17 protein-coding genes are annotated in these 20,174 nt (G+C 57.1%); 9 read left to right on the forward strand and 8 right to left on the reverse strand.

The genetic code is table 11. The annotated features are described in order from the left end of the window. The first annotated feature begins 9 nt into the window (after positions 1–9). From KO508_RS03290 to KO508_RS03310, 5 genes are read left to right on the forward strand one after another with little or no spacing between them, the layout of a single operon-like run. A complete protein-coding gene (locus tag KO508_RS03290) occupies positions 10–1,752 on the forward strand; it encodes an IucA/IucC family protein (protein WP_216006883.1) in 1,743 nt (580 codons plus the stop codon). Beyond that, positions 1,736–2,935, forward strand: coding sequence for an MFS transporter (locus tag KO508_RS03295; RefSeq protein WP_216006884.1), 1,200 nt, complete (start codon positions 1,736–1,738; stop codon positions 2,933–2,935). Before KO508_RS03290 ends, KO508_RS03295 begins: the two co-directional genes overlap by 17 nt. Next, positions 2,932–6,444, forward strand: coding sequence for an IucA/IucC family protein (locus tag KO508_RS03300; RefSeq protein ID WP_216006885.1), 3,513 nt, complete (start codon positions 2,932–2,934; stop codon positions 6,442–6,444). The genes KO508_RS03295 and KO508_RS03300 overlap by 4 nt, the downstream gene beginning before the upstream one ends. Before the next feature lie 7 nt (positions 6,445–6,451). Beyond that, the gene (locus tag KO508_RS03305; RefSeq protein ID WP_216006886.1) at positions 6,452–7,207 is read left to right on the forward strand and encodes an HpcH/HpaI aldolase family protein; all 756 of its coding nucleotides are present in this window, start codon (positions 6,452–6,454) and stop codon (positions 7,205–7,207) included. 2 nt (positions 7,208–7,209) lie between these two features. Beyond that, entirely contained in the window at positions 7,210–8,445 is a 1,236-nt protein-coding gene (locus tag KO508_RS03310; protein WP_216006887.1) for a type III PLP-dependent enzyme, read from the forward strand. Between the two features lie 142 nt (positions 8,446–8,587). On the opposite strand, the gene KO508_RS03315 is transcribed toward KO508_RS03310, so the two are convergent. Both KO508_RS03315 and KO508_RS03320 read right to left on the reverse strand, forming a co-directional pair. After that, on the reverse strand, positions 8,588–9,343 hold the full coding sequence (locus KO508_RS03315) for a TrmH family RNA methyltransferase (protein ID WP_216006888.1): 756 nt from the start codon (positions 9,341–9,343) through the stop codon (positions 8,588–8,590). Then, positions 9,340–10,977 (reverse strand): NAD(P)/FAD-dependent oxidoreductase, encoded by a 1,638-nt coding sequence (locus tag KO508_RS03320; protein WP_216006889.1) that lies wholly within the window; start codon positions 10,975–10,977, stop codon positions 9,340–9,342. Before KO508_RS03320 ends, KO508_RS03315 begins: the two co-directional genes overlap by 4 nt. A 185-nt stretch (positions 10,978–11,162) precedes the next feature. Between KO508_RS03320 and rlmE the strand changes: the two genes are divergently transcribed. Next, a complete protein-coding gene (gene rlmE / locus KO508_RS03325; protein ID WP_216006890.1) occupies positions 11,163–11,783 on the forward strand; it encodes a 23S rRNA (uridine(2552)-2'-O)-methyltransferase RlmE in 621 nt (206 codons plus the stop codon). Positions 11,784–11,855: 72 nt separating this feature from the next. Here the strand turns inward: rlmE and KO508_RS03330 are convergent, their stop codons facing one another. The 3 genes from KO508_RS03330 to KO508_RS03340 form a co-directional block, all read right to left on the reverse strand. Beyond that, on the reverse strand, positions 11,856–13,013 hold the full coding sequence (locus tag KO508_RS03330; RefSeq protein WP_216006891.1) for an iron-containing alcohol dehydrogenase: 1,158 nt from the start codon (positions 13,011–13,013) through the stop codon (positions 11,856–11,858). Between the two features lie 91 nt (positions 13,014–13,104). Next, on the reverse strand, positions 13,105–13,686 hold the full coding sequence (locus KO508_RS03335; protein WP_216006892.1) for a TetR/AcrR family transcriptional regulator: 582 nt from the start codon (positions 13,684–13,686) through the stop codon (positions 13,105–13,107). A 40-nt stretch (positions 13,687–13,726) separates the two neighbouring features. After that, entirely contained in the window at positions 13,727–14,761 is a 1,035-nt protein-coding gene (locus KO508_RS03340; protein ID WP_216006893.1) for a histone deacetylase family protein, read from the reverse strand. Between the two features lie 159 nt (positions 14,762–14,920). On the opposite strand from KO508_RS03340, the gene KO508_RS03345 reads away from it, so the two are divergent. From KO508_RS03345 to KO508_RS03355, 3 genes are all read left to right on the forward strand, one after another. Further along, entirely contained in the window at positions 14,921–15,211 is a 291-nt protein-coding gene (locus tag KO508_RS03345; RefSeq protein ID WP_200362683.1) for an encapsulin-associated ferritin-like protein, read from the forward strand. A 15-nt stretch (positions 15,212–15,226) separates the two neighbouring features. Beyond that, the gene (locus KO508_RS03350; protein WP_216006894.1) at positions 15,227–15,940 is read left to right on the forward strand and encodes an SGNH/GDSL hydrolase family protein; all 714 of its coding nucleotides are present in this window, start codon (positions 15,227–15,229) and stop codon (positions 15,938–15,940) included. A 108-nt stretch (positions 15,941–16,048) separates the two neighbouring features. Beyond that, positions 16,049–17,575, forward strand: a complete 1,527-nt coding sequence (locus tag KO508_RS03355) for a flavin-containing monooxygenase (protein WP_216006895.1) — start codon at positions 16,049–16,051, stop codon at positions 17,573–17,575. A gap of 149 nt (positions 17,576–17,724) precedes the next feature. On the opposite strand, the gene KO508_RS03360 is transcribed toward KO508_RS03355, so the two are convergent. The 3 genes from KO508_RS03360 to KO508_RS03370 form a co-directional block, all read right to left on the reverse strand. Beyond that, entirely contained in the window at positions 17,725–18,459 is a 735-nt protein-coding gene (locus tag KO508_RS03360) for a DUF5777 family beta-barrel protein (protein WP_216006896.1), read from the reverse strand. 101 nt (positions 18,460–18,560) lie between these two features. Then, positions 18,561–19,025, reverse strand: a complete 465-nt coding sequence (locus KO508_RS03365) for a c-type cytochrome (protein WP_216006897.1) — start codon at positions 19,023–19,025, stop codon at positions 18,561–18,563. Continuing rightward, positions 18,991–20,136 carry a hypothetical protein gene (locus KO508_RS03370; protein WP_216006898.1) on the reverse strand — a complete coding sequence of 382 codons (1,146 nt, stop codon included), beginning with the start codon at positions 20,134–20,136 and terminating at the stop codon, positions 18,991–18,993. The genes KO508_RS03365 and KO508_RS03370 overlap by 35 nt, the downstream gene beginning before the upstream one ends. Between the last annotated feature and the right edge of the window lie 38 nt (positions 20,137–20,174).

The following is a 20,174-nucleotide window of genomic DNA, read 5'->3' on the forward strand; positions in this document are numbered from 1 at the left end:
AAGACGACAATGCGGCGGCAGCTTTATACCGACCAACTGCAAAAACTGATCGATGCCCTGTTCATGGAGGATTTCAATGGCGCCTGCAGCCACCTGCATTGTACCGGCTCATTCCTTTCCATCACCCTGGACGATACGACCCGCCTGGAACTGGCGTGTTCCAGGCGGGACGGGCTCAGGCCCTACCGGCTGCGAGACGACGAAGTGTTCCTTTGCAGTGACCAACAGCGCAGCCGGCTGGAAGCCCGGCTCCTCATGGCGCATCTGGTACAGGCCTCATGGTGGCCAGCCACCAACCGGGCGGAAGCGGTGCAGTGGTGGGAGGAGAGTTTCGATTTCATCGACGGTCTTCCTCACCTGCTCCGGCTTGCCACCAACCGGGGCCGTTCGACCCTGACCGTCAGCGAATACCTGGCGATGGCCGCGGACCGACCGTTCCATCCCTTTGCCCATGCGAAAGGGGAGCTGGCGGCCCTGATGTCGCCGTCGGAGGCCCGGGAACCTCGCCTCCCTCGCCTTCACTGGTGGGCCTTTAACCCGGACCAGCTGATGACCCGGCAGGCAGCGCAGCCTGCAGCGTTGCTGCTGGCCGGGGCTGAGCTGGCCAGCCTCAACCGCCAGCTTATCACCTTGGCGCCGGGGCACGTCGCCCTGCCGGTGCTACCAAGCCAGCACGCAACGCTGCTGTCGACTGGCGCCGGGGTGGATGCCGTGGACCTGCGGTTCTCATCGCCGGTGGGGCAGCCGACCTCGTCCCTGCGAACGCTGATCAGCGGAAGCGACGAACACCTGCACCTGAAACTTTCTACCAGTGCCCGGACCCTCGGGGCCATCCGTTCGATGCCCCCACGGTACCTTGTCAACAGTGATCAGGCCCACCGACTGCTGGAACGCATCCTGGCGCAGCACACCGAGCTGGCACAAACCGTGGCGCTGTGCGACGAAAGCCACTGGTGGGTCGTGGGAAGGGAACAGGACATGATCAGCAATCCGGGGCTGTTCGGCTGCCAGCTGCGTTATTTGCCCCGGGCTGCTGCTCACACCCAACCGGAGCAACTGGTCACATTGTCCGCGCTGAGCTTTGCCCATGCACCGGTATGGCAGCAGCTACTCGGTGACGGCATCGAACCCTGGCAAGCGGTCAAGGACCTGACGGCCCGGTTCGTCCAGACCTTCCTGACCTTGTGGTGCCACGGCGTCATGCCGGAATGTCATGGCCAGAACCTGCTCGCCCGCTATCAGGGCCAACGGCTAAGCGGCTTCGTGTTGCGGGACCACGACACCCTGAGGATTTGTCCAACCCGGCTCAAACAGCAAGGGCTGCCACTGCCCGACTACCAGATCGACTGGACCACGCCCAACTCGCTGGTGCTGGGGGCGGACGAACGGCTGCTGGGGTACTTCACCACCCTGGGGCTACAGGTCACCTTGTACCCCATTGCTCTGGCGGCACTTAACCACAGCGATCACAATGAAACGGACTTTTGGAACTGGGTGCGGGTGTGCATTGAAGAGTACGCCGCAACACTGGCCGATAAGCAACTGAAGCAGATCCTTTGCGAATCCTTGCTGGAAGCCGAGGTATGGCCATTCAAGCAATTACTCACACCGCTGTTAAATCAACAAGCTGCTTCAACAGGGATGCCAAGCTCCATGGGACATATCCACAACCCGCTGCTTACCTCCCAGCCAAACTCTCTCCCAGCCGAACAGGACTTAACGCAAGCTCGGGACCATGAAGCCACGACCTAACATTTTTGCACTGCTTTTCTGCTGCCAGTTCCTGGCCACCTTCGGCCTGATGGTGCTGGTCCCGGTCATGCCCTTGTACCTGAAGAAGCTGACCACCAGCACCAACGCATCGGCGGTCTGGGCGAGCATCGCCCTGGCGGCTCCCGCCATCGGTGGGCTGCTGACGGCACCACTGATCGGACGCCTGGCGGACCGCTGGGGTTACCGGACGGTGCTGTTTCTCGCCCTGACCGGCTTTTGCCTTTCGCTGGTGCTGATGTCGACAGCAGGTAGCCTGGTGCTCTTCCTGTTTGCCCGGGTGTTACTTGGGCTGTGTGGTATCTCGGTGGCCATCATGGCTTACACCAGCCATACCGCAGGCTTGCCGGGAGCCGGGTTGTCCAAAGGCGTGGCTCTGGGAAAACTTCAGAGTGCCATGGCGGCGGCCTGTCTCAGTGGCCCCCTGCTTGGCGGGCTCTTCATGGACCTGTGGGGCATGGAACTGCTGCTAAACCTGACAGCGGCCGTGACCTGCCTTGCCCTGGTCGTGGCGGCGACACTGCTCCGTGAAGCGCCAGGGACCACCGACAGCGATCACGGCAAGCCATTGCCCAAGCGGTGGTACTGGCAACGGCGCCACCTCTCCTGGCTCGCCGCTGGCACCTTGGCACAGGGCGGGGCCTTCGCCCTGGTCACCTGTTTTGCGCTTTATATCCGGGAGCTTGGCCCCAAGGCGTTCCCTGCCGCCACGACAACCGGCGTGCTGCACGCTCTGGCCTGGGCCTCCACCTTCCTCGCCGGCAGCTACTGGGGAAGGCGCAACGACCAGGGTCAGGCCAGCGACAACTTCATCCTTGCCTCGGCCGGGTGCGGTGCCGCCATCCTGGCGCTGGTCTGGGTGGACAGCCTTTGGCTGGTTGCGCTGCTGCGGCTTGCCCAGGGGTTCTTCTTCGCCGCCCTGATCCAGTCGGTCATGTACAGCGTGAGCGACCAAGTAGCACCAAGCCAACAAGGGCAGGCCATAGGTACGGCAAAGAGTGCTCTGGTCACCGGCCAGTTGATCGGTCCACTGGTGGCCGCCGCTAGCTATTCACTGTTTCAGGCCACAGGCGCCATGGCAGTTACCGCCGGGTTCTTCCTGGCTGCCAGCCTCCTGATGACAACCTTAAGATATTCAATCTACCCAGAGGTAACCCAATCATGACGCCGACCCATGCCCACCATTGGCGTAACAAGCTCTTCGAACAGTATCTCAATACCTTTTTCAGGGAGACTGGTGTGGATGTTCGCGAGAACCTGTTTTCCCGCCCGGAGGGGCTGACCGGGGAAGGGCCACAGACCACCGACAGTAACCTCTATTTCCGCTACCGGTTTACGGCCTCGGACACTGTCCTGTACGGCAGCCTCAAGCACCTTTCCCTGACCGGCTACCACCAATACGGTCACCGGTTCTGGCTGCAACAAGGCTCCGCGAGTGCTGCCAGCGAACTGACGGACATCCGTCCGCTGCTGCGACTGATCTGTGAGCAACTGGCCCACGATGCCGGTGGCGAAACGGAACGGGTGGTGGCCGCGGCAACGCTGTACGAGAGCATGTGCAACAGTGTTGATAAGTCATGCTTCTTTCTCGACGCGCGCGCCGTTCAGGCCGACGGACCGTCCGTGGTGGATGATTTTACCGCGGCGGAGCAGGGCATGGTGCTCGGGCACCCGTTTCATGTCACCTCGAAATCCAGTACCGGGCTTTCGGAACAGGATATGAGGCGATACAGCCCTGAACTGGGTGCCTCCTTCAAGCTCCATTACTTCGCGGTGGCACCGGCACTGGTTCAAACCTTGTCGGCTGGGGCCGAGGTCGCCCAACTGATTGACCCGGCCGCCCAACGGGAAGCCCGGCAACGGTTGGAGGAACGGGCCGGTCAATACCAGCTCGTACCCTGCCACCCCTGGCAGGCTAACTTCCTGTTAGAGCAGGCCGAGGTTCGCCGCAAGCTCGAAGAGGGCGACATTATTTCCCTCGGCCCCTTGGGTCAGATGGCCTGGCCGACATCGTCGGTCCGCACCGTATGGTTGCCGCAAAGCAGGCTGTTCCTGAAGTTGTCGCTGGATGTTCGGATCACCAACTTTATTCGCAACAATCCCCTTGATCAGGCCAGGCGCGCCATTGACGCCAGCCGCCTGATAAACCTGATGACCCCGGACGAGCGCAGCGAATCCCTCTGCCTGTTGCCGGAACTGGCGGCCCAGACCCTGAAGCTGCCAGGGCTCGAAGCCTCTTTTGGTATCATTTACCGGGCCGGGCTGGCCCCCGATGCCCTGGCGCAAACCCGGGTCCTGGGCAGCCTGGTGGAAGAGTGCCCGGTAACCGGAGCGCTGCCACTGCGCCATTACCTTCAGCAAGCCGCTCAGGTGGCGGACACGCCGATAACGCGCGGGTTTGTCTGTGACTGGTGGCGGCAATACCTCAGGGTGTCGCTGCTTCCGGTACTGGAGTTGTTCGCCAGAACCGGGATCAGTCTTGAGGCCCACCTGCAGAACTGCCTGATGCGATTCGATCAGGGCATGCCGGTGCAACTGGTTGTTCGCGATATGGAAGGCGCCAGTGTGGCGTCGGACGACCGCAGTACCGAGGTACAGTCCGATAGCCCGGTCTGGTATTCCGCAGACGACGCCTGGTTCCGCTTCAAGTACTACGTGGTCGTCAATCACATTGCCCACGTCACCGGGGCCCTCGCCCGGGTCTGCCCGGTGACCGAGGCCGCGTTGTGGCAGGTGGCGGGGCAGGCCCTGTCCGACACCGGTCTCTCGGAGAGGGCGCGGCATTACGCCCGCAAGTTGCTCGAAACCAGCCATCTACCGGCGAAGGCCAACATGCTGAGTACCTTTGCCAAAAGCGGCGAAAAACCGTCCTGGGTGGACATTCCGAACCCGCTCTTTGACCACCGGCCGACCGGCCTTACCCCGCTGTCTGATACCGGCTTCGAGGCTGCCTACCGTCACGCCGAACAACGGGTCATCACCCAGTTGCTGGAGGCATTGCTGTTTGAAGGGGTGCTGCCATACCAACAGGCACCCGATGGCCTGGGGATACCAATCACAGCGGCGCTGAGCTACCAGTGTCAGGCGACCACCAGCTTCAGTTTTGGCCGCATTCGCATCCGGCCGGGGTCACTGCAACGGATCGAGGCCGGGAAAACCAATATACCTTCCCCTTCCCTCGGGCAGGTCATGGAGGATCTCTCGCAAGTCATGGAGGCGGACCCCGAACGTTGGCAGCAGTTCCATGATGAACTCGCACATACCCTGGTCAAGCACGCTCAGGTCCTGCGGAACCCGCCGGCCCGCCCCATCCGGGACATGTCGTACTTTGAGCAGGAAGCCAGGGTGAGCAATGGCCACCTGTATCACCCCAGCTTTAAGTCCCGGATTGGCTTTGACCTGACCGAAAACCAGCGCTACGGACCTGAACTGTCCACCGGGCACACCCTGGTCTGGATTGCGGTGGACCAGGCCCTGACCCGAGTGGGGGTCAGTGGGACGGCCAGCCTGGAAGCCATCCATCGCGAGCAGTTCACCGTTGGGGAATACCAGGCCATTGAGCAGCAAATTCGAACCGCAGGTGGCCAGCCGGACCGTATGGTCCTGATGCCGGTACATCCATGGCAATGGCACAAGGTTATCCGCGTCTATTATCAGGCTCAGTTGGCCAGCAAGCAGATCATCGAACTGGAGGTGAAGGGGCCGGACTACCTGCCACAGCAATCGATCCGTACCCTGTCCAATGTGAGCGACCGGAACGCACCCTCGGCCAAGCTCGCCATGAGCCTGGTCAATACCTCGACCTCCCGGGTACTGGCCCCCCATACCGTCCAGAACGCCGCTCCTATCAGTGACTGGCTGTGGCAACTGGTCCAGGACGATGGGCTGCTGCCGGAGGAACACAAACCCATTATCCTGCGGGAAATCGCCGGCGTAAGCGTGACCCCGCCGCAACAGGTCCAGACGCAATACGGTGCCCTGGCCTGCATCTGGCGCGAGAGTGTGTACCGCTACCTGTCCCCGGGGCAGTCGGCCACACCCATCACCGCCCTGATGCAACTGGACGTTGACCAGCGCCCGGTCATTGACCCGTGGATCGGCAAGCACGGTGTTAACGAGTGGGTGACAGCATTGATCGAGCGCGTCTACCTGCCGGTCATGCACATGCTGTGGCAGCACGGCACCGCCCTGGAATCCCATGCCCAGAACATGTTGCTGGTCCATGAAGACGGGTTGCCCGTTAAAGGGGCACTTAAGGATTTCCACGATGGCGTGCGTTACAGCCGAGCGCTGCTGGCCAATGCTAAAGCCTTGCCCGATCTCACCGACGCCCCCCAGGCCCACGCCCGGGTCAATCCGAACTCGTTCCTTGAAACTGATAACGCCGATGAGCTGCGCGACTTTACCCAGGACGCCCTGTGTTTCGTCAACCTGGCGGAACTGGCGTGGTTCCTGAGTGAGCACTACGGTCTTTCTGAACGGGACTTCTGGGCGCTGGCCCGGCGGCCCATCCAGCGGTATCAGGCCGAACGTCCCAGCCTGGCTGAGCGCTTCAAGCTATTTGATGTTTTTGCCGCCGGAATCGATGTCGAACAGTTGGCCTGTCGCCGCTTTCTGCCGGAAATCAGGCTACGGACGATGACGGTCGCCAACCCATTGAAGGAGGACAGCTGACGTGACAATGCCATCACTCAAGTCAAGAATTATCGCCCGGGACGAGTGCTTCGGGCTGTTTTGCTCCATTCCCTCGGCGGTGGCCCTGGAGCAGGTGGCCGCCGCTGGTTATGACTTTGTCATCATCGACCTGGAGCACACCCTGATCAGCCCCGAGCAGGTCGAAACCATGATCCTGGCGGCGCACGGCGCTCAGCTGGCGGTGTTGGTGCGGGTCCCCCCACAAACGCCGCATCTGGTGGTGCAGCTACTGGATGCCGGGGTCGCAGGCATCGTGTTTGCGCGCATTGACGATGCGCAACAGGCACAGCAGGCGGTAGAACTCTGCCACTACGCGCCCCTTGGCCAGCGAGGGCTGAATGCCACGCGAGCCAGCCGCTACGGCATGGGCGGCCTGACCGAGGCCACCCGGCGTGCCGCAACCGAGACCCTTGTCGTGATCATGGTCGAAAGCCGGCAAGGGCTCGACAACATCGAATCCATCGCCCCCACCGAGGGGGTCGACGTGGTGCTCGAGGGCGCGGCCGACCTGTCCCAATCTCTGGACCTGACCTGGCAGACCAGTCATCCACAGGTTCAGGCGGCCGTCGAACGAGTGTGCGTGGCTACCCAAACCGCCGGCAAGGCTTTTTGTGCCATACCGCGGGAACTGGACGATATGCAGCGCTGGCGCGGGAAGCGCGTGTCACTTTTTGTGATCGGTGACGACCGGGGCGTGATGCGCCGGGCACACCTGGCCCACCTGTCAGCCCATAAGGAGTAACAATGACGGTTCCTTTTTCTTTGACGCCGCTGCTGCAGTACATAGAGCAACAGCACGAACCGATCTGCGCCTACTATTACGATCTGGATTACCTGGCGCAGCGAGCCCGGTGGATCAGCGAGAGCCTGCCGCAGCGGGTCCATTTCTACTACGCCATCAAGGCCAACTCCGACACCCCGGTGCTGACAACTCTGGCACCCCATGTCCATGGTTTCGAAGTTGCCTCGCTGGGTGAGATCCACAAGGCTCGCCAGGCAAGTTCCGGCACCCCCATCGCCTTCGGCGGGCCTGGAAAAACCCAGGTGGAGCTGCAGGGCGCCATCGAGGCCGACGTGGAGCTATACCACGTTGAGAGCGAACTGCAGTTGGTGCGCTTAAACGCCCTGGCGACCAAGTCGGGTAAGGTGGTGAAAGTATTGCTCCGGGTCAATCCCCGGTTCGACCTGCCGGACGCCACCTTACAGATGGCCGGTAAACCCACCCAGTTTGGTATCGACCAGGATCGGATATGCGATGTCCTCGACTCATTGCCGGCCTATTCCCACATCCGGTGCGTCGGTTTCCACTTCCATGCCCTCTCCAACAACCTGGATGCCAGGAGCCACCTGCTACTGGTTCAAAGCTACGTTGAAGTGGCCCGGTCATGGCAGCGAGCGTACGGCCTGAACATTGAGGTGCTGAACATCGGTGGTGGCATAGGCATCAATTACACTCCGGGCGGTGCCCAGTTCGACTGGCCCTACTACTGCCAGGAAGTGGAGCGGTACCTGGATAGCGGGGATTTCGACTTTCCGTTAGCTATGGAGTGCGGGCGTTTCGTCACCGCAACAATGGGCTGCTACGTTACGGAAGTCACCGACATCAAGGTCAATCATGGCGAGAACTTCGCCATCCTTCGTGGCGGCAATCACCATTTCCGCTTGCCGTCATCCTGGCAGCACAACCATCCGTTCCAGGTGGTACCGGTGGAGCAGTGGTCGTGGCCCTGTCCGCGGCCCGGGGTTTCCCAGCAGGAGATCACCCTGTGCGGGGAGCTTTGCACCCCGAAGGATGTGCTGGCAAAACAGGTCACGGTGGACCAGTTGCGGGTTGGAGATCTGGTGCTGTTTGACAAGGCCGGGGCCTACGGCTGGCATATTTCCCACCATGACTTCCTGAGCCATCCGCATCCCCATCGGGTCTATCTCCATGACAACCACTTATGCCAGATTGACTCAGTTATCGCTGGAACTAATTAAGCCTAATGTTGAGTCCAGACTTTTCGGTGAATGGACAAAACAGAATAGCCAATGGCGCTGCGGCTTTAGAAACGATACTGCCAGCAGTTGCTTCAAGTTTGGCGGTTGAAAGTCCGACTGTAGGTGTTGCTTAGAACTCTAGTTATTGTACTCCATTTGATAATGTGTAACCCCGAGCCAACTCATAGGTACACATGTTGACTGCCGAGGCTAAATTAAGGGATTCAATCTCGCCTTTGCCCACGATGGTGTAGGGAGTTGCCCCCAACTGATCCAATGCTTCGGCTGGCACGCCTCGGGCCTCGTTGCCGAACAGGTAGCAATCGTGCTGTTGGAACGACTCGGCGGTCAACCTGTCGCCGTTTAGATCGAGGCAGGCAATAGACTTGTAGCGGCTGTTTAAGCCAGCTAGAGGTACTTCGGTTTCAATCGGTACGTGGAAGATAGCGCCCATGCTGGCGCGCACCACTTTTGGATTGTAAGGGTCAACACTACCGGGGCTGAGCAGGCAGCGAAAGCCGCCAAACCAAGCCAGTGTGCGCAAAATAGTCCCGAGGTTACCCGGATCTTGAACTTCGTGCAGGTAAACGGTTTTTTCGCCGGGTTTTGGCGCAGGCAGGCTCTCGCTGTTTGGCATGGGCACTACGGCGAGAATGCCCTGAGGCGTGCGGGTGTCGGCGAGCTGGGACATCTGGCGCTCGCTCACTTGATGGGTTTTGAACGGGCTGGCCCACTGTTCATACCCGCCTGTTACATACAACTCGGATAAGCTCAGTTCAGGTTTGTGAGTAGCTGCTTTTTGCAGTTCCAAAACCAGATGTTCGCCTTCAACCAAATAATGGCTCAGCGACTGCCGGTATTTTTTGTGGTGTAACTTTTTGATGTCATCCAGCTTCACTTATGAGCTCCGCTGTTATTTTCCAGATCGTCCAGCATGGCTAGGGCCAGCGCCTCAGCAACTTTGATACCGTCCACGCCAGCAGAAAGAATGCCGCCAGCATAGCCTGCACCTTCACCGGCTGGATACAGGCCACGGGTGTTTAGGCTTTGTAGGCTGGTGCGATCTCTGGTGATGCGCACGGGCGAAGATGTTCGAGTTTCAATGCCGGTCAAAATGGCGTCTTTTCGGTCAAAACCTCGGATCTGTTTGCCGAAAGCCGGTAGGGCTTCACGGATGGCTTCGATGGCGTAAGGCGGCAGTGAAGGCGCTAAATCCCCTAACTTGATACCGGGCTTGTAGGAGGGCTCCACTTCGCCCAATTCGGTAGACGCTTTGCGTTTGATGAAGTCCCCCACCAGCTGGGCAGGAGCGCAATAATCACTACCGCCGAGTGTGTACGCTCGGGATTCCAGCGCCTCTTGAAATTCCACTCCGGCCAGGGGGCCTCCGGGGAAGTCTTCCTCTGGGTGAATGGCTACAACAATACCGGCATTGGCGTTGCGTTCGTTGCGGGAGTATTGGCTCATGCCGTTGGTAACAACTCGTTCAGGCTCAGAGGTTGCCGCCACCACCGTGCCGCCCGGGCACATACAGAAACTGTAGACTGCCCGACCGTTGCTGGCGTGGTACACCAGCTTGTAGTCTGCTGCACCTAAGGCCGGGTGACCGGCGTATTTGCCCAACCGCGCATTGTCGATCAGCGATTGCGGATGCTCGATGCGAAAGCCGATGGCAAAGGGCTTGGCTTCAATAAAAACGTCGTTCCGTTGGAGCATGCGGAAGGTGTCGCGCGCGCTGTGCCCAAGCGCCAGAATCACATATCGGCTGTCTAATCGCTCGCCGGAGGCCAATTCGACCCCGGCAACACGGCCATCGCGAACGCTCAGATTGGTGACTTTGCTTTCAAAGCGGATCTCGCCCCCAAGGCGGATGATCTCCTCACGCATGGTAGCCACCACGCCAGTAAGCCGGAAGGTGCCTATGTGGGGCTTGCTTACGTACAAAATTTCATCGGGTGCTCCGGCCCGGATAAACTCATGCATGACCTTACGGCCATAGAACTTCGGGTCTTTTATCTGGCTGTACAGCTTGCCGTCGGAGAATAGGCCCGCACCGCCTTCGCCGAACTGTACGTTCGATTCTGGCGATAGCTGCTTTTTCCGCCACAAGGCCCAAGTGTCTTTGGTGCGGCGGCGTACGTCTGTGCCGCGCTCCAGCACAATGGGCCGGAATCCCATCTGGGCTAGAATCAGAGCCGCGAAAAGGCCGCAGGGGCCGAATCCGATCACAATCGGGCGTTCGGTTAGGCCGGCGGGTGCCTTAGCAACTGGGTAATAGGCGGTATCGGGTGCTTGCCGGATGTGCTGGTCTTTTTCGAAACGGGCGAGAATGGCGTCTTCATTGCGCGCGTTCAGATCAACAATGTAAACGAACTTGATCTCAGTGTTTTTCTTACGGGCGTCGTAGCTGCGCTTGAATACGGTGAAATCCACCAGATCGGCATCAATGATGCCCAAGCGTTCGAGTATCGCGGCCCGGAGGGCGCTTTCGGGGTGATCCAGCGGCAGCGCCAGTTCGGTAAGGCGGATCATAATAGGTCCTGCGCGGTCTCTAGCCGCCAATGGCGGTTCAGATGCCGAGTATAAGAAATCGGAAAATAATGCGGCAATTGTACGTGCGGTTCGTGTGGTTGTCAGGGTTTTGCCGGGAGTGCCCGCGACACGTACAATGAAAGCTTGAGTAACCCCTTTTTTGATACACCTTTTAAAGAACCCCTATGGCACGTTCCAAAAGCAGTGGCCGCTGGCTTGATGAGCACGTAAACGATCCCTTCGTGAAACAGGCGCAGGTCGATGGCTATCGCTCCCGGGCCAGTTACAAACTTCTTGAAATCAACAAAAAAGACAGGTTAATTCATCCCAACATGGTGGTGATGGACCTTGGCTCGGCGCCGGGAGGTTGGTCGCAGGTGGCGGTCAATCTGGTGGGCCACAAGGGCAGGGTGTTGGCGTCAGACATATTGCCAATGGATGCCGTTGCCGGTGTGGAGTTTGTGCAAGGAGACTTTACAGAAGACTCGGTATTCGATGCCATTATGGAAGCGCTCGGCGATAGCCGTGTGGATGTTGTGATTTCTGACATGGCTCCGAATATCAGTGGTGTCACTGTAGCTGATCAGGCCTCGTCGATGTACTTGGTGGAACTTGCTTTGGATATGGCTGGACAGGTACTCAAACCCAAGGGCAGCTTTGTGGCCAAGGTGTTTCAAGGCGAAGGCTACGATGAGTATTTGAAAGCCGCTAGAGAGGTATTCGATAAGGTGGTGGTGCGTAAGCCAGATTCTTCCCGCGCCCGCTCCCGGGAAGTTTATGTTGTAGGCAAGGGTTTCAAAGGCTGAATTTGCCAACCGTGTAAGCAAAAAAGGGGCACCTGAAGTTTCAGGGCCCCGCAAAAGAAAAACGGTTTTTGCTTACAGGCTTGCTTGAAGCACCCGACGGCATACATCGGGCGTGACGTTGCCGTGCTCACCAAGCGCTGTCATACCGTGGCTTTCGAGGCTTTTGATCAATGGCTCGATGTGCTCTTCGCCAAGGCCGTAGTCGCCAAGGCGCGTTTTAACACCGAGTGACTCGAAGAAGTCTTGAGTTTTGGCAATCGCGGCCTCGGCTTTTTCCTCAGTGCTTCCCTCACGAATACCCCACACCCGCTCGCCGTACTGAACCAATTTGTCCAGTTTGGATGCTTTGCGCTCACGTAGCATTGATGGCAGCACAATGGCTAACGTCTGAGCGTGATCCAGATTGTGCAAGGCGGTCAGTTCATGCCCCAGCATGTGTGTGGCCCAATCTTGGGGCACACCGCTACCAATAAGCCCATTCAGAGCCAATGTCGCTGTCCACATTAGGCTGGCCCTAACCTGATAGTTCTCGGGCTCCGCGATGGCTTGTTCGCCGATTTCGGAGAGTGTCAGTAGTAGGCCTTCTGCAAAACGATCCTGTACGGGCGACTGAGCTGGGTAGGTTAGATACTGTTCGACCACATGAACGAAGGCATCTACAACGCCATTGCCCACCTGAGGCAGAGGTAAGGTGTAAGTTTTAGTGGGGTCGAGTATTGAAAACTGCGGAAATACAAGGTCACTATGGAACGGTAACTTCGCCTTCAGCGACCGACGAGTGACCACGGCACCTTTGTTCATCTCAGAGCCTGTGGCAGGGAGAGTCAGCACCGAACCAAAAGGTAGTGCGCTTTTAATATTGCTGCCGCCTTTGAGAAGGATATCCCATTCATCACCCTCAAAAACCGCGGCTGCCGCTACAAACTTAGTGCCATCGATGACTGACCCACCACCTACAGCTAGCAGGAAATCTATATTCTGTTCGCGCACCTGTGCAACGGCTTTGGTCAACGTTTCAAAGCTTGGGTTTGGCTCAATACCGCCAAACTCGGTTACTTGACGGTCGCCAAGTGCTTGGGTGACTTCACCCAAAGTGCCGGTGCGGCGAGCGCTTTCACCACCAAACAGTACGAGTACCTTGGCATTTTTAGGGACAAGTTTATCGAGCTCGGCAATTTTGCCTTCACCGAAGGCGATGCGGGTTGGGTTGTAAAAATTAAAGTTATTCATTTGGAATCCTTAATGTTGATTTTGTAGATATAAAATAGACCGGTCGACTAGGTTTTAGGCAAAAAACAGTCCGCATTAGATAAACGTTGATCTAATTTATGAGCAGTTTTTGAGTGCAGGCCATGGCATGCGCCATGTGTTGGTCGTCTCGATGAAGCTTGGTCAGCAGGCTTGCGCCAAGCCAAAGCTGATAAAGACTTGCCGCCAGTTGTCGGGCGTTTTGGTCAGGTATAGAACCTTCAGTAATGGCGGCTTCGACGCATCGGGTAATCCCGCCGATAATCCGGTCAGTGCCGTCTTTCAATGTCAGGCGCATGGCTTCAGATAAATCGGCGACTTCAGCGCTCAGCTTCACCACTAAACAGTCCCTCAAACCTACAGGGCCGCAGTATTGTTGCTGCCAGTCGTGCCAGTACCTCATGAGTCGATCTAGTGCCGACTCGCTGCTATCACTGAATCGAGTCTCCAGATTGTCCATGTAATCGACAAAGTAAGCCTCCAGTACCGCTTGGCCAAAGCTCTCTTTCGACCGGAAGTAGTGGTAGAAGGAGCCTTTCGGCACACCTGCTTGCTGGAGAATAGCGCTCAGGCCAACCGAGCTGAAACCTTGCGCCGCGAGAATATCGCGACCAGTAGTCAGTAGGTGTTGGCAGGTGTCTTTATGTCGATTCATGGCGCCATGGTAAAGATGATTAGACCGGTCGTCTAGTTGTTTATTGTTTCTCGGACTCAAAGCCCTGCATCACGTTCACCACATTCACTCCAATGGCGTCCACATCGTAGCCGCCTTCCATAGTGAACACGGTAGGCAGCCCGAGTTGGGCAATACGTTCGCCCAGTGAGACATAGTCTGTTGATTTCAGCTTAAAGAATGAAATCGGATCTTCCTCGAAAGTATCCACACCCAACGCAATTATCAGGGCGCTTGGTTGGAAATCGGCAATACGTTTACAGGCTGTTTCCAATCCTCTGCTCCACTCACTGTAAGGCGTTCCGGGAGGATAAATCACGTTGAGATTATAGCCTTTCCCATCGCCTTCTCCGGTTTCATCTTCAAAGCCCAGAAAGTGGGGGAACACGAGGTCGGGGTCTCCGTGCAGGCTGATGGTCAGCACATCACTGCGATCGTAGAAAATGGCCTGCGTGCCATTGCCATGGTGAAAATCCACATCCAGAATGGCAACACGTTCGTAGCCTTGGTCTCGAAACGCCTGTGCAGCAATGGCGGCGTTGTTGAAGAAGCAGTAGCCCCCGAAGAGATCAGCATGGGCGTGATGGCCGGGTGGGCGACACAGCGCAAACGCAGCCCTTTCGCCGTTTGCGACCAACTTTTGTGCTGTTAGTGCGACGTTGGCAGAGGCGCAGGCTGCTTCCCAAGTACCGTTAGAAATGGAGGTTTCGGCTGCAAAGCTAAAGTACCCAAGGCGGCCATCAATGTCTTTGGGCATGCGGGGTCGCATACCCCGGCCACACCACACAGCTGGAATAGCCTCCCCCGGTTTCCCTTCAGCCACCCAATCTGCCCAGCAATGTTCCAGAAACTCCACGTAATCGGCTGTATGCACCCGCTTTACAGGTTCCAAACCAAACTCGTCTGGCTCAATCACTTCTCCCAGAGTTTGTGACCTCACTCGGGCCAGAATGGTCTCCGCACGGGATGGCTTTTCATGGGGTTCGATCAGGATTCCGCCATCCAGCTCGGTTTTAGCAGAACGGAGGCTGTGCAAAGGTGAGAAAACAGTTTTCATAGGGTGCTATCCGGATCAGTTTGGTGTTCGACTTTGCCATAGCTTTTGCGGTGGCTCAAACTAAGCTAAGGTGTTTTGGTGGCGTATTTTGGTCTATTGTCAGAGCGTACAACTATGCTGAGAATTACCTCATTCACTATCGGATAAAAGGTTTCTTTTATGGCGAACGAAAGTTATCACGAACCTGTTGGCGAATTGACTGATGAAACCCGAGAGATGCACCGGGCCGTAAGCTCCCTAATGGAAGAGTTTGAAGCGGTAGATTGGTACAACCAGCGGATGGACGCTTGCAAGGATCCGGAACTGAAAGCAATTCTTGAGCACAATCGCGATGAAGAAAAGGAACACGCCGCCATGGTACTGGAGTGGATACGCAGAAGAGATCCAGTGATGGATAAGCACCTGCGGGAATTCCTGTTTACCGAAGGCCCGATTGGCCACCACGATTGAACGGGCGTAGTCGCTATGTTGTACCCCTTGTCGACGCTTGCGCTGGCACCGGTGCTTATCGGTCAGGGGCGCTATGTACGCCGGGTAACTCCGAGCTTGCAGGAGCCTGAAGGGGACCGTCAGGGTAGCCTTGGCGAAGGACCGGAACTCCGCCTGCTTATTCTCGGGGACTCGGCTGCCGCCGGGGTGGGAGTGACTACTCAGCAGGATGCGCTGGCGGGCCAGTTGGTTCGCGAGCTTGCCAGCGATCACCGCGTTATTTGGCGCTTGTTGGCAGAGACTGGCCACAAAGCGGCCGATGTTTTGGCTGCGCTCAATGCCTCGCCTCATAATCATTATGACGTTGTGTTGGTTTCTGTTGGTGTTAACGATGTGACTGGCCGCACTGGTAACAGGCAGTGGCTTACTGCACTCAATGAGCTGTCGGACCGATTAATTAATGGCATGAGCGCCACCCGCGTTATTTTTACCGCCATTCCTCCTATGCATCTTTTTCCAGCCTTGCCGCAGCCTTTACGCTGGTATCTGGGTATGCGGGCCAAACAGCTGAACACGTTGATGGAGAACCTCTGTAATAACTGGAACTCTGGGGTGGGCAGCCTTGAGTATCTTTGCATTTCCTTTCCTTTAGAGCCCGGTTTCATGGCTTCGGACGGCTTTCATCCAGGATTGGATGCCTACGGAGTGTGGGCCGAGCACGCTGCAGCCAGTATTCGCAAGCTGGCCTAATATCAGGGGTTTTAGACCCCACCTGCCAACCACTATCGGTACCCGGTTGCGCTATCGTGATTCTCAATGTGTTAACTGAATAACGACAGCGAAATTGAGAGGCCGGCTATGAGCGAGCAGCACTTTGACGTATTGATTATCGGTGCCGGGGTGTCTGGCATAGGTATGGCTTGTCATTTGAAGCGGGAATGTCCCGGCAAGACATTTGCTATTCTGGAGCGGCGCCAGTCCCTAGGCGGTACTTGGGATTTGTTCCGTTACCCTGGTATTCGATCCGATTCCGACATGTTTACCTTTGGCTACAATTTCCGCCCGTGGACTGGCGGTAAGGTGCTGGCGGATGGTGCATCCATCAAAAACTACGTTAGTGAAACCGCGCAAGAACATGGCATTGGACAGCACATCCGTTATGGCCTTGCGGTAAAAACCGCAGACTGGTCGAGTGTGGACAAGCGCTGGACGCTAACGGCGCTGAATGAAACAACAGGCAAAACCGAAAGCTATACCGCCAGTTTTATGATTGGTTGCACCGGCTACTACAATTACGATCAGGGCTACAAGCCCGATTTTCCCGGCGAAGCGGAGTTTAAAGGACAGGTTGTCCACCCGCAGCACTGGCCCGAAAACCTGGATTACACGGGTAAAAAGGTTGTCGTTATTGGTAGCGGCGCGACGGCGATTACGCTGGTGCCCACGCTGGCCGAAAAAGCCGAGCATGTAACCATGTTGCAGCGCTCGCCTACCTATCTGATGCCCCTGCCATCGATAGATAAGGTAACTCTCGGTATTCAGAAGGTGTTACCTGCAAAAGCTGCATACCGGCTCACTCGGGCTCGTAATATCACCGTTGCCCGGCTTCTTTACCAACGTTCCCGTAAGAACCCGAAATCCATGCGTCGGTTGTTTTTGGGCGTTATCAGGCGTCAAGTGGGTGATCAAATCGACATGCGCCACTTCACTCCAGACTACAACCCTTGGGATCAACGCTTGTGCGTGGTGAAAGATGGTGACCTGTTTGGTGCATTGAAAGCGGGCAAGGCTTCCATGGCGACGGATCACATTGAGCGCTTTACTGAAACCGGTATCCGCCTCAAATCTGGTGAGCATCTGGATGCGGATATCATCGTTCCTGCAACTGGCTTGGATATTCAAATGCTTGGGGGCATCAAGCCGAAAGTGGATGGCCAAGAAGTGCTTCTAAAACAAAAGGTTATATACAAGAATGTGATGCTAGAGGGCGTGCCTAATGCAGGTATGATTTTTGGTTACACCAATATCTCCTGGACCCTAAAAGCCGATATTGCCAGTGAATATCTATGCCGACTGATCAACTACATGGATCAGTACAAAGTGGGTATGGCGGTCGCCAAAGATAATGAAAACAGCTTGGGTGAGGATACGGTGATGGGCGCCTTGGACGCAGGTTACGTTAAGCGTGCAGCGGATCGCCTTCCCCGTCAGGGCACCCACGGCCCGTGGAAAGCCGCGCAGAATTATTTGGCGGATGTGAAAGTTCTGCGGTTTGATCCGATTGAAGATGGCTACATTGAGTTTGATGGCAGGAAAACCAAGGTCCGCAGAGGCGAACCCCGTGCTTTTCTCCGGCCTTTGCGCTCAGCGCTGTTTGGCTCTTGAGTAAAGCTGTTAGACAAGCACGCCTGAAAGTTCCGTCAATTTATCCTGAAACAGTTACCGCAGGTGAAGCGAAGGAAGCGCTGGCGCACTGATTTTTACGTGTTTCCTTACAGCTATGGCCGTTTTTTGTGGCTGAACCTGCTGCACTGTCAAAAACGGCGGCTGATGACAAATCCGGCATAGGCATCCCGGGAATCTGTCATTGCCAGTGGCGCCAGTACTTCGTGACTGTTGAGGTCACGATGATTAGCTAGAGTAATGCGAAAGCGATGGAAACCGGTGTTGATGTCCCAGGCGGCGACAATCCGCGGGTTTCTGTTGCTGCCGCGAAACCCCGCCATCGGTTGCAGTAGTTCCAGTGACGCAGCGTGCCAACTGTTCCAGTTTACGGTGGCGGCAAGCTGAGCCCCCAGTGAGCCTTCGCTTTCCCCGGCAAATCCGGGGTTGGTCTGGCTGGCGGCTCTGATGCCGGTTGTCAGGGTAATGGGTTCAGACTGATAGCCCATCATCACGTCCAGATTGACGCTGTTTTTGCGCCCGTCCCGCCCTTCTTTCTGACCGGTTTGTATGCCGGTGCCAAGAACCGACAGCAGGCGCCAGCGGTTACTCTGAGACAGCCACCAGTTTTCCCGCCAGCTCGCTTCAATAATGCCGGTAGGGCTGGTGCGTGATAGGCTGAACTGCCGGTTCCGGGTGGCGGCCCAATCCCATTGTAGCCGTACCCGGGAGCCCTGATCCATGCCAAAACTGTTACGCAGAAGGTCGTTGTTGATGGGGCCGTTAAACCGGTGGCTGACCCGCATCCAGTGGCTGCCCTCATCCGCGGTGTTAAATGCAGGCATCATGATAACGTAGCCATCATTGCCCCATGCCGGCCCGCTCATCAGCGCGGAGATAATCAGCCATCCTACAGAAAAACACAGTATTCTGAAGAGCCTGCTGTGACGTTTGAAAGAGCAGAAGTGAATCATGAGTTCATGCCAGTTTAACGGTTCTGATGACAGGCTCCGGCGCATTGAGGCGAGGAAGATGCAGCCAGTGCTTTTACCGAAGGGGATGCCGGCAGGAAGCGGTTTGCCGATGGCTGCCCAAGGGTGCCCAGATAGGCAACTATGTCAGCCCGTTCTTCACTGCCTAGCCGGGCCTGAAGGCCCGCCATCAGTGGCACATTGAGGATAGCCTGATTCAGATTGGCCTCTGTAATCTGCCGTATGTCTGGGGCGCCGGTTTGTTCCCGGCCTTCCCCGTTGCTGCCATGGCAGGCGGCGCAGTTCCGGTTGAACAGCGCCATGCCCCGTTGCGCATCCGGTGTGTAGCCGGCCTCAGGTGTCTGCTGGTAGCGAATTTCGCCATCATTGCAGCCACCGAGTAGCGCCAGAAGCGCAATGCCGGTTATCCGGGTCAGCGTTGATGGCTCAGAGTTTTTCATAGCGCAGGTAAATGTGGCCACTGGCCTGGTCATCATCCTCGCCATAATTGCTCAGAATCTGCAGCCGGTAATCTTCCAGCCCGTCGTGAATCCGGTAGACCGTGAAGTTGGCAGTCATGTCGTGGGTGCCCGTTACGTTGTATTCCAGCGGGCCAAAATTACCGGGATCAGTAAGTGCGCCAGTAGCCGCATCGGTAAATAAGGTATACACCTGATCGGGTGAGCCGGGGTTGGTCACATCCCAGGCTGAACCTTCGCCACCATTGAGAACCACCAGACCTACGCCCCCATTACCTGGGCCGGAAACGCCAGCGTTGGTTTGCAGGTCCCAGGAGCGGCCATTAACGGCAATGCTCAGATCCCATGCCTGATCTGAGCTAACAATACTGTTGGTGTTCATGTTCCAGTAAACCCGCTGTTCACTGAAATCCAGCCATTCTGAGGTCTCCTGAGCGCCGAAGCTCTGGCTGTTGCTGTCCCAGAGTTCCCGGGTCAGCTTCAGCTTGCGGGTGGTAGGTGTGGTGCCAGAGTCGTAGCCAACCTCTTCAACCTTGACCCGCGCATAGTGGTGCTGGCCATTGCCGTCGGCGTCGCCAGAGCGAATGATCCAACCATTACTGGTGTCATCTTTGGCGGCAAAGCTGGGGCCGGATGGGCCATAAGCTGCCTGCAGCCAGTCATCCATGTTGATGATGGTGGTGAGGCTGTCAGTGATGAGTGTGTCACAGGATTCTGTTGTGACGGCTTCAAAGTCTGTCTGGGTGTTGTCTTTGTTAAGCGTCTCGAACTCGGCGGGTTGCGGCTGGCCATTGTCGTCGTACAGCTGTGGGTAGTGATGAGCGGTGCAGCCGGCAACCTCGCCATCGCCGGCAATGCCGCCATTCAGGGCAAAGCCACTATAGCGTTTATAGGAGAGGTGCCAGAGCTCTTGGCCGGTTTTTTCCGATTCTGTAAACGTGCTTCCTGAGTTCATGTTCAGGTAAACACGCTCGTTATGGGTACTGTCGATGGTTATGTAAGCGGCGCTTTCCGGCACTTCCGGTGTGGGAGTTGTATCAATGTTCGAGTCGGAGCTTGAGCCGCAGGCTACCAGAGCTGGCAGTAATGCCAGAGCGAAAATCTGTTTGTACATGTTTGTTGGTCCTTGGTCAGAGTTACAGGGTGGAGTAT

This window comes from Marinobacter salexigens (genome assembly GCF_018860765.1).
In the GTDB taxonomy this organism is placed as follows: Bacteria; Pseudomonadota; Gammaproteobacteria; order Pseudomonadales; family Oleiphilaceae; genus Marinobacter; species Marinobacter salexigens_A.

Coding starts and splice junctions, on each gene's coding strand:
- KO508_RS03290 (WP_216006883.1), top strand. CDS start 10: ATGCGGCGGCAGCTTTATACCGACCAACTGCAAAAACTGATCGATGCC.
- KO508_RS03295 (WP_216006884.1), top strand. CDS start 1,736: ATGAAGCCACGACCTAACATTTTTGCACTGCTTTTCTGCTGCCAGTTC.
- KO508_RS03300 (WP_216006885.1), top strand. CDS start 2,932: ATGACGCCGACCCATGCCCACCATTGGCGTAACAAGCTCTTCGAACAG.
- KO508_RS03305 (WP_216006886.1), top strand. CDS start 6,452: ATGCCATCACTCAAGTCAAGAATTATCGCCCGGGACGAGTGCTTCGGG.
- KO508_RS03310 (WP_216006887.1), top strand. CDS start 7,210: ATGACGGTTCCTTTTTCTTTGACGCCGCTGCTGCAGTACATAGAGCAA.
- KO508_RS03320 (WP_216006889.1), bottom strand. CDS start 10,977: ATGATCCGCCTTACCGAACTGGCGCTGCCGCTGGATCACCCCGAAAGC.
- rlmE (WP_216006890.1), top strand. CDS start 11,163: ATGGCACGTTCCAAAAGCAGTGGCCGCTGGCTTGATGAGCACGTAAAC.
- KO508_RS03330 (WP_216006891.1), bottom strand. CDS start 13,013: ATGAATAACTTTAATTTTTACAACCCAACCCGCATCGCCTTCGGTGAA.
- KO508_RS03335 (WP_216006892.1), bottom strand. CDS start 13,686: ATGAATCGACATAAAGACACCTGCCAACACCTACTGACTACTGGTCGC.
- KO508_RS03340 (WP_216006893.1), bottom strand. CDS start 14,761: ATGAAAACTGTTTTCTCACCTTTGCACAGCCTCCGTTCTGCTAAAACC.
- KO508_RS03345 (WP_200362683.1), top strand. CDS start 14,921: ATGGCGAACGAAAGTTATCACGAACCTGTTGGCGAATTGACTGATGAA.
- KO508_RS03350 (WP_216006894.1), top strand. CDS start 15,227: ATGTTGTACCCCTTGTCGACGCTTGCGCTGGCACCGGTGCTTATCGGT.
- KO508_RS03355 (WP_216006895.1), top strand. CDS start 16,049: ATGAGCGAGCAGCACTTTGACGTATTGATTATCGGTGCCGGGGTGTCT.
- KO508_RS03360 (WP_216006896.1), bottom strand. CDS start 18,459: ATGAGCGGGCCGGCATGGGGCAATGATGGCTACGTTATCATGATGCCT.
- KO508_RS03370 (WP_216006898.1), bottom strand. CDS start 20,136: ATGTACAAACAGATTTTCGCTCTGGCATTACTGCCAGCTCTGGTAGCC.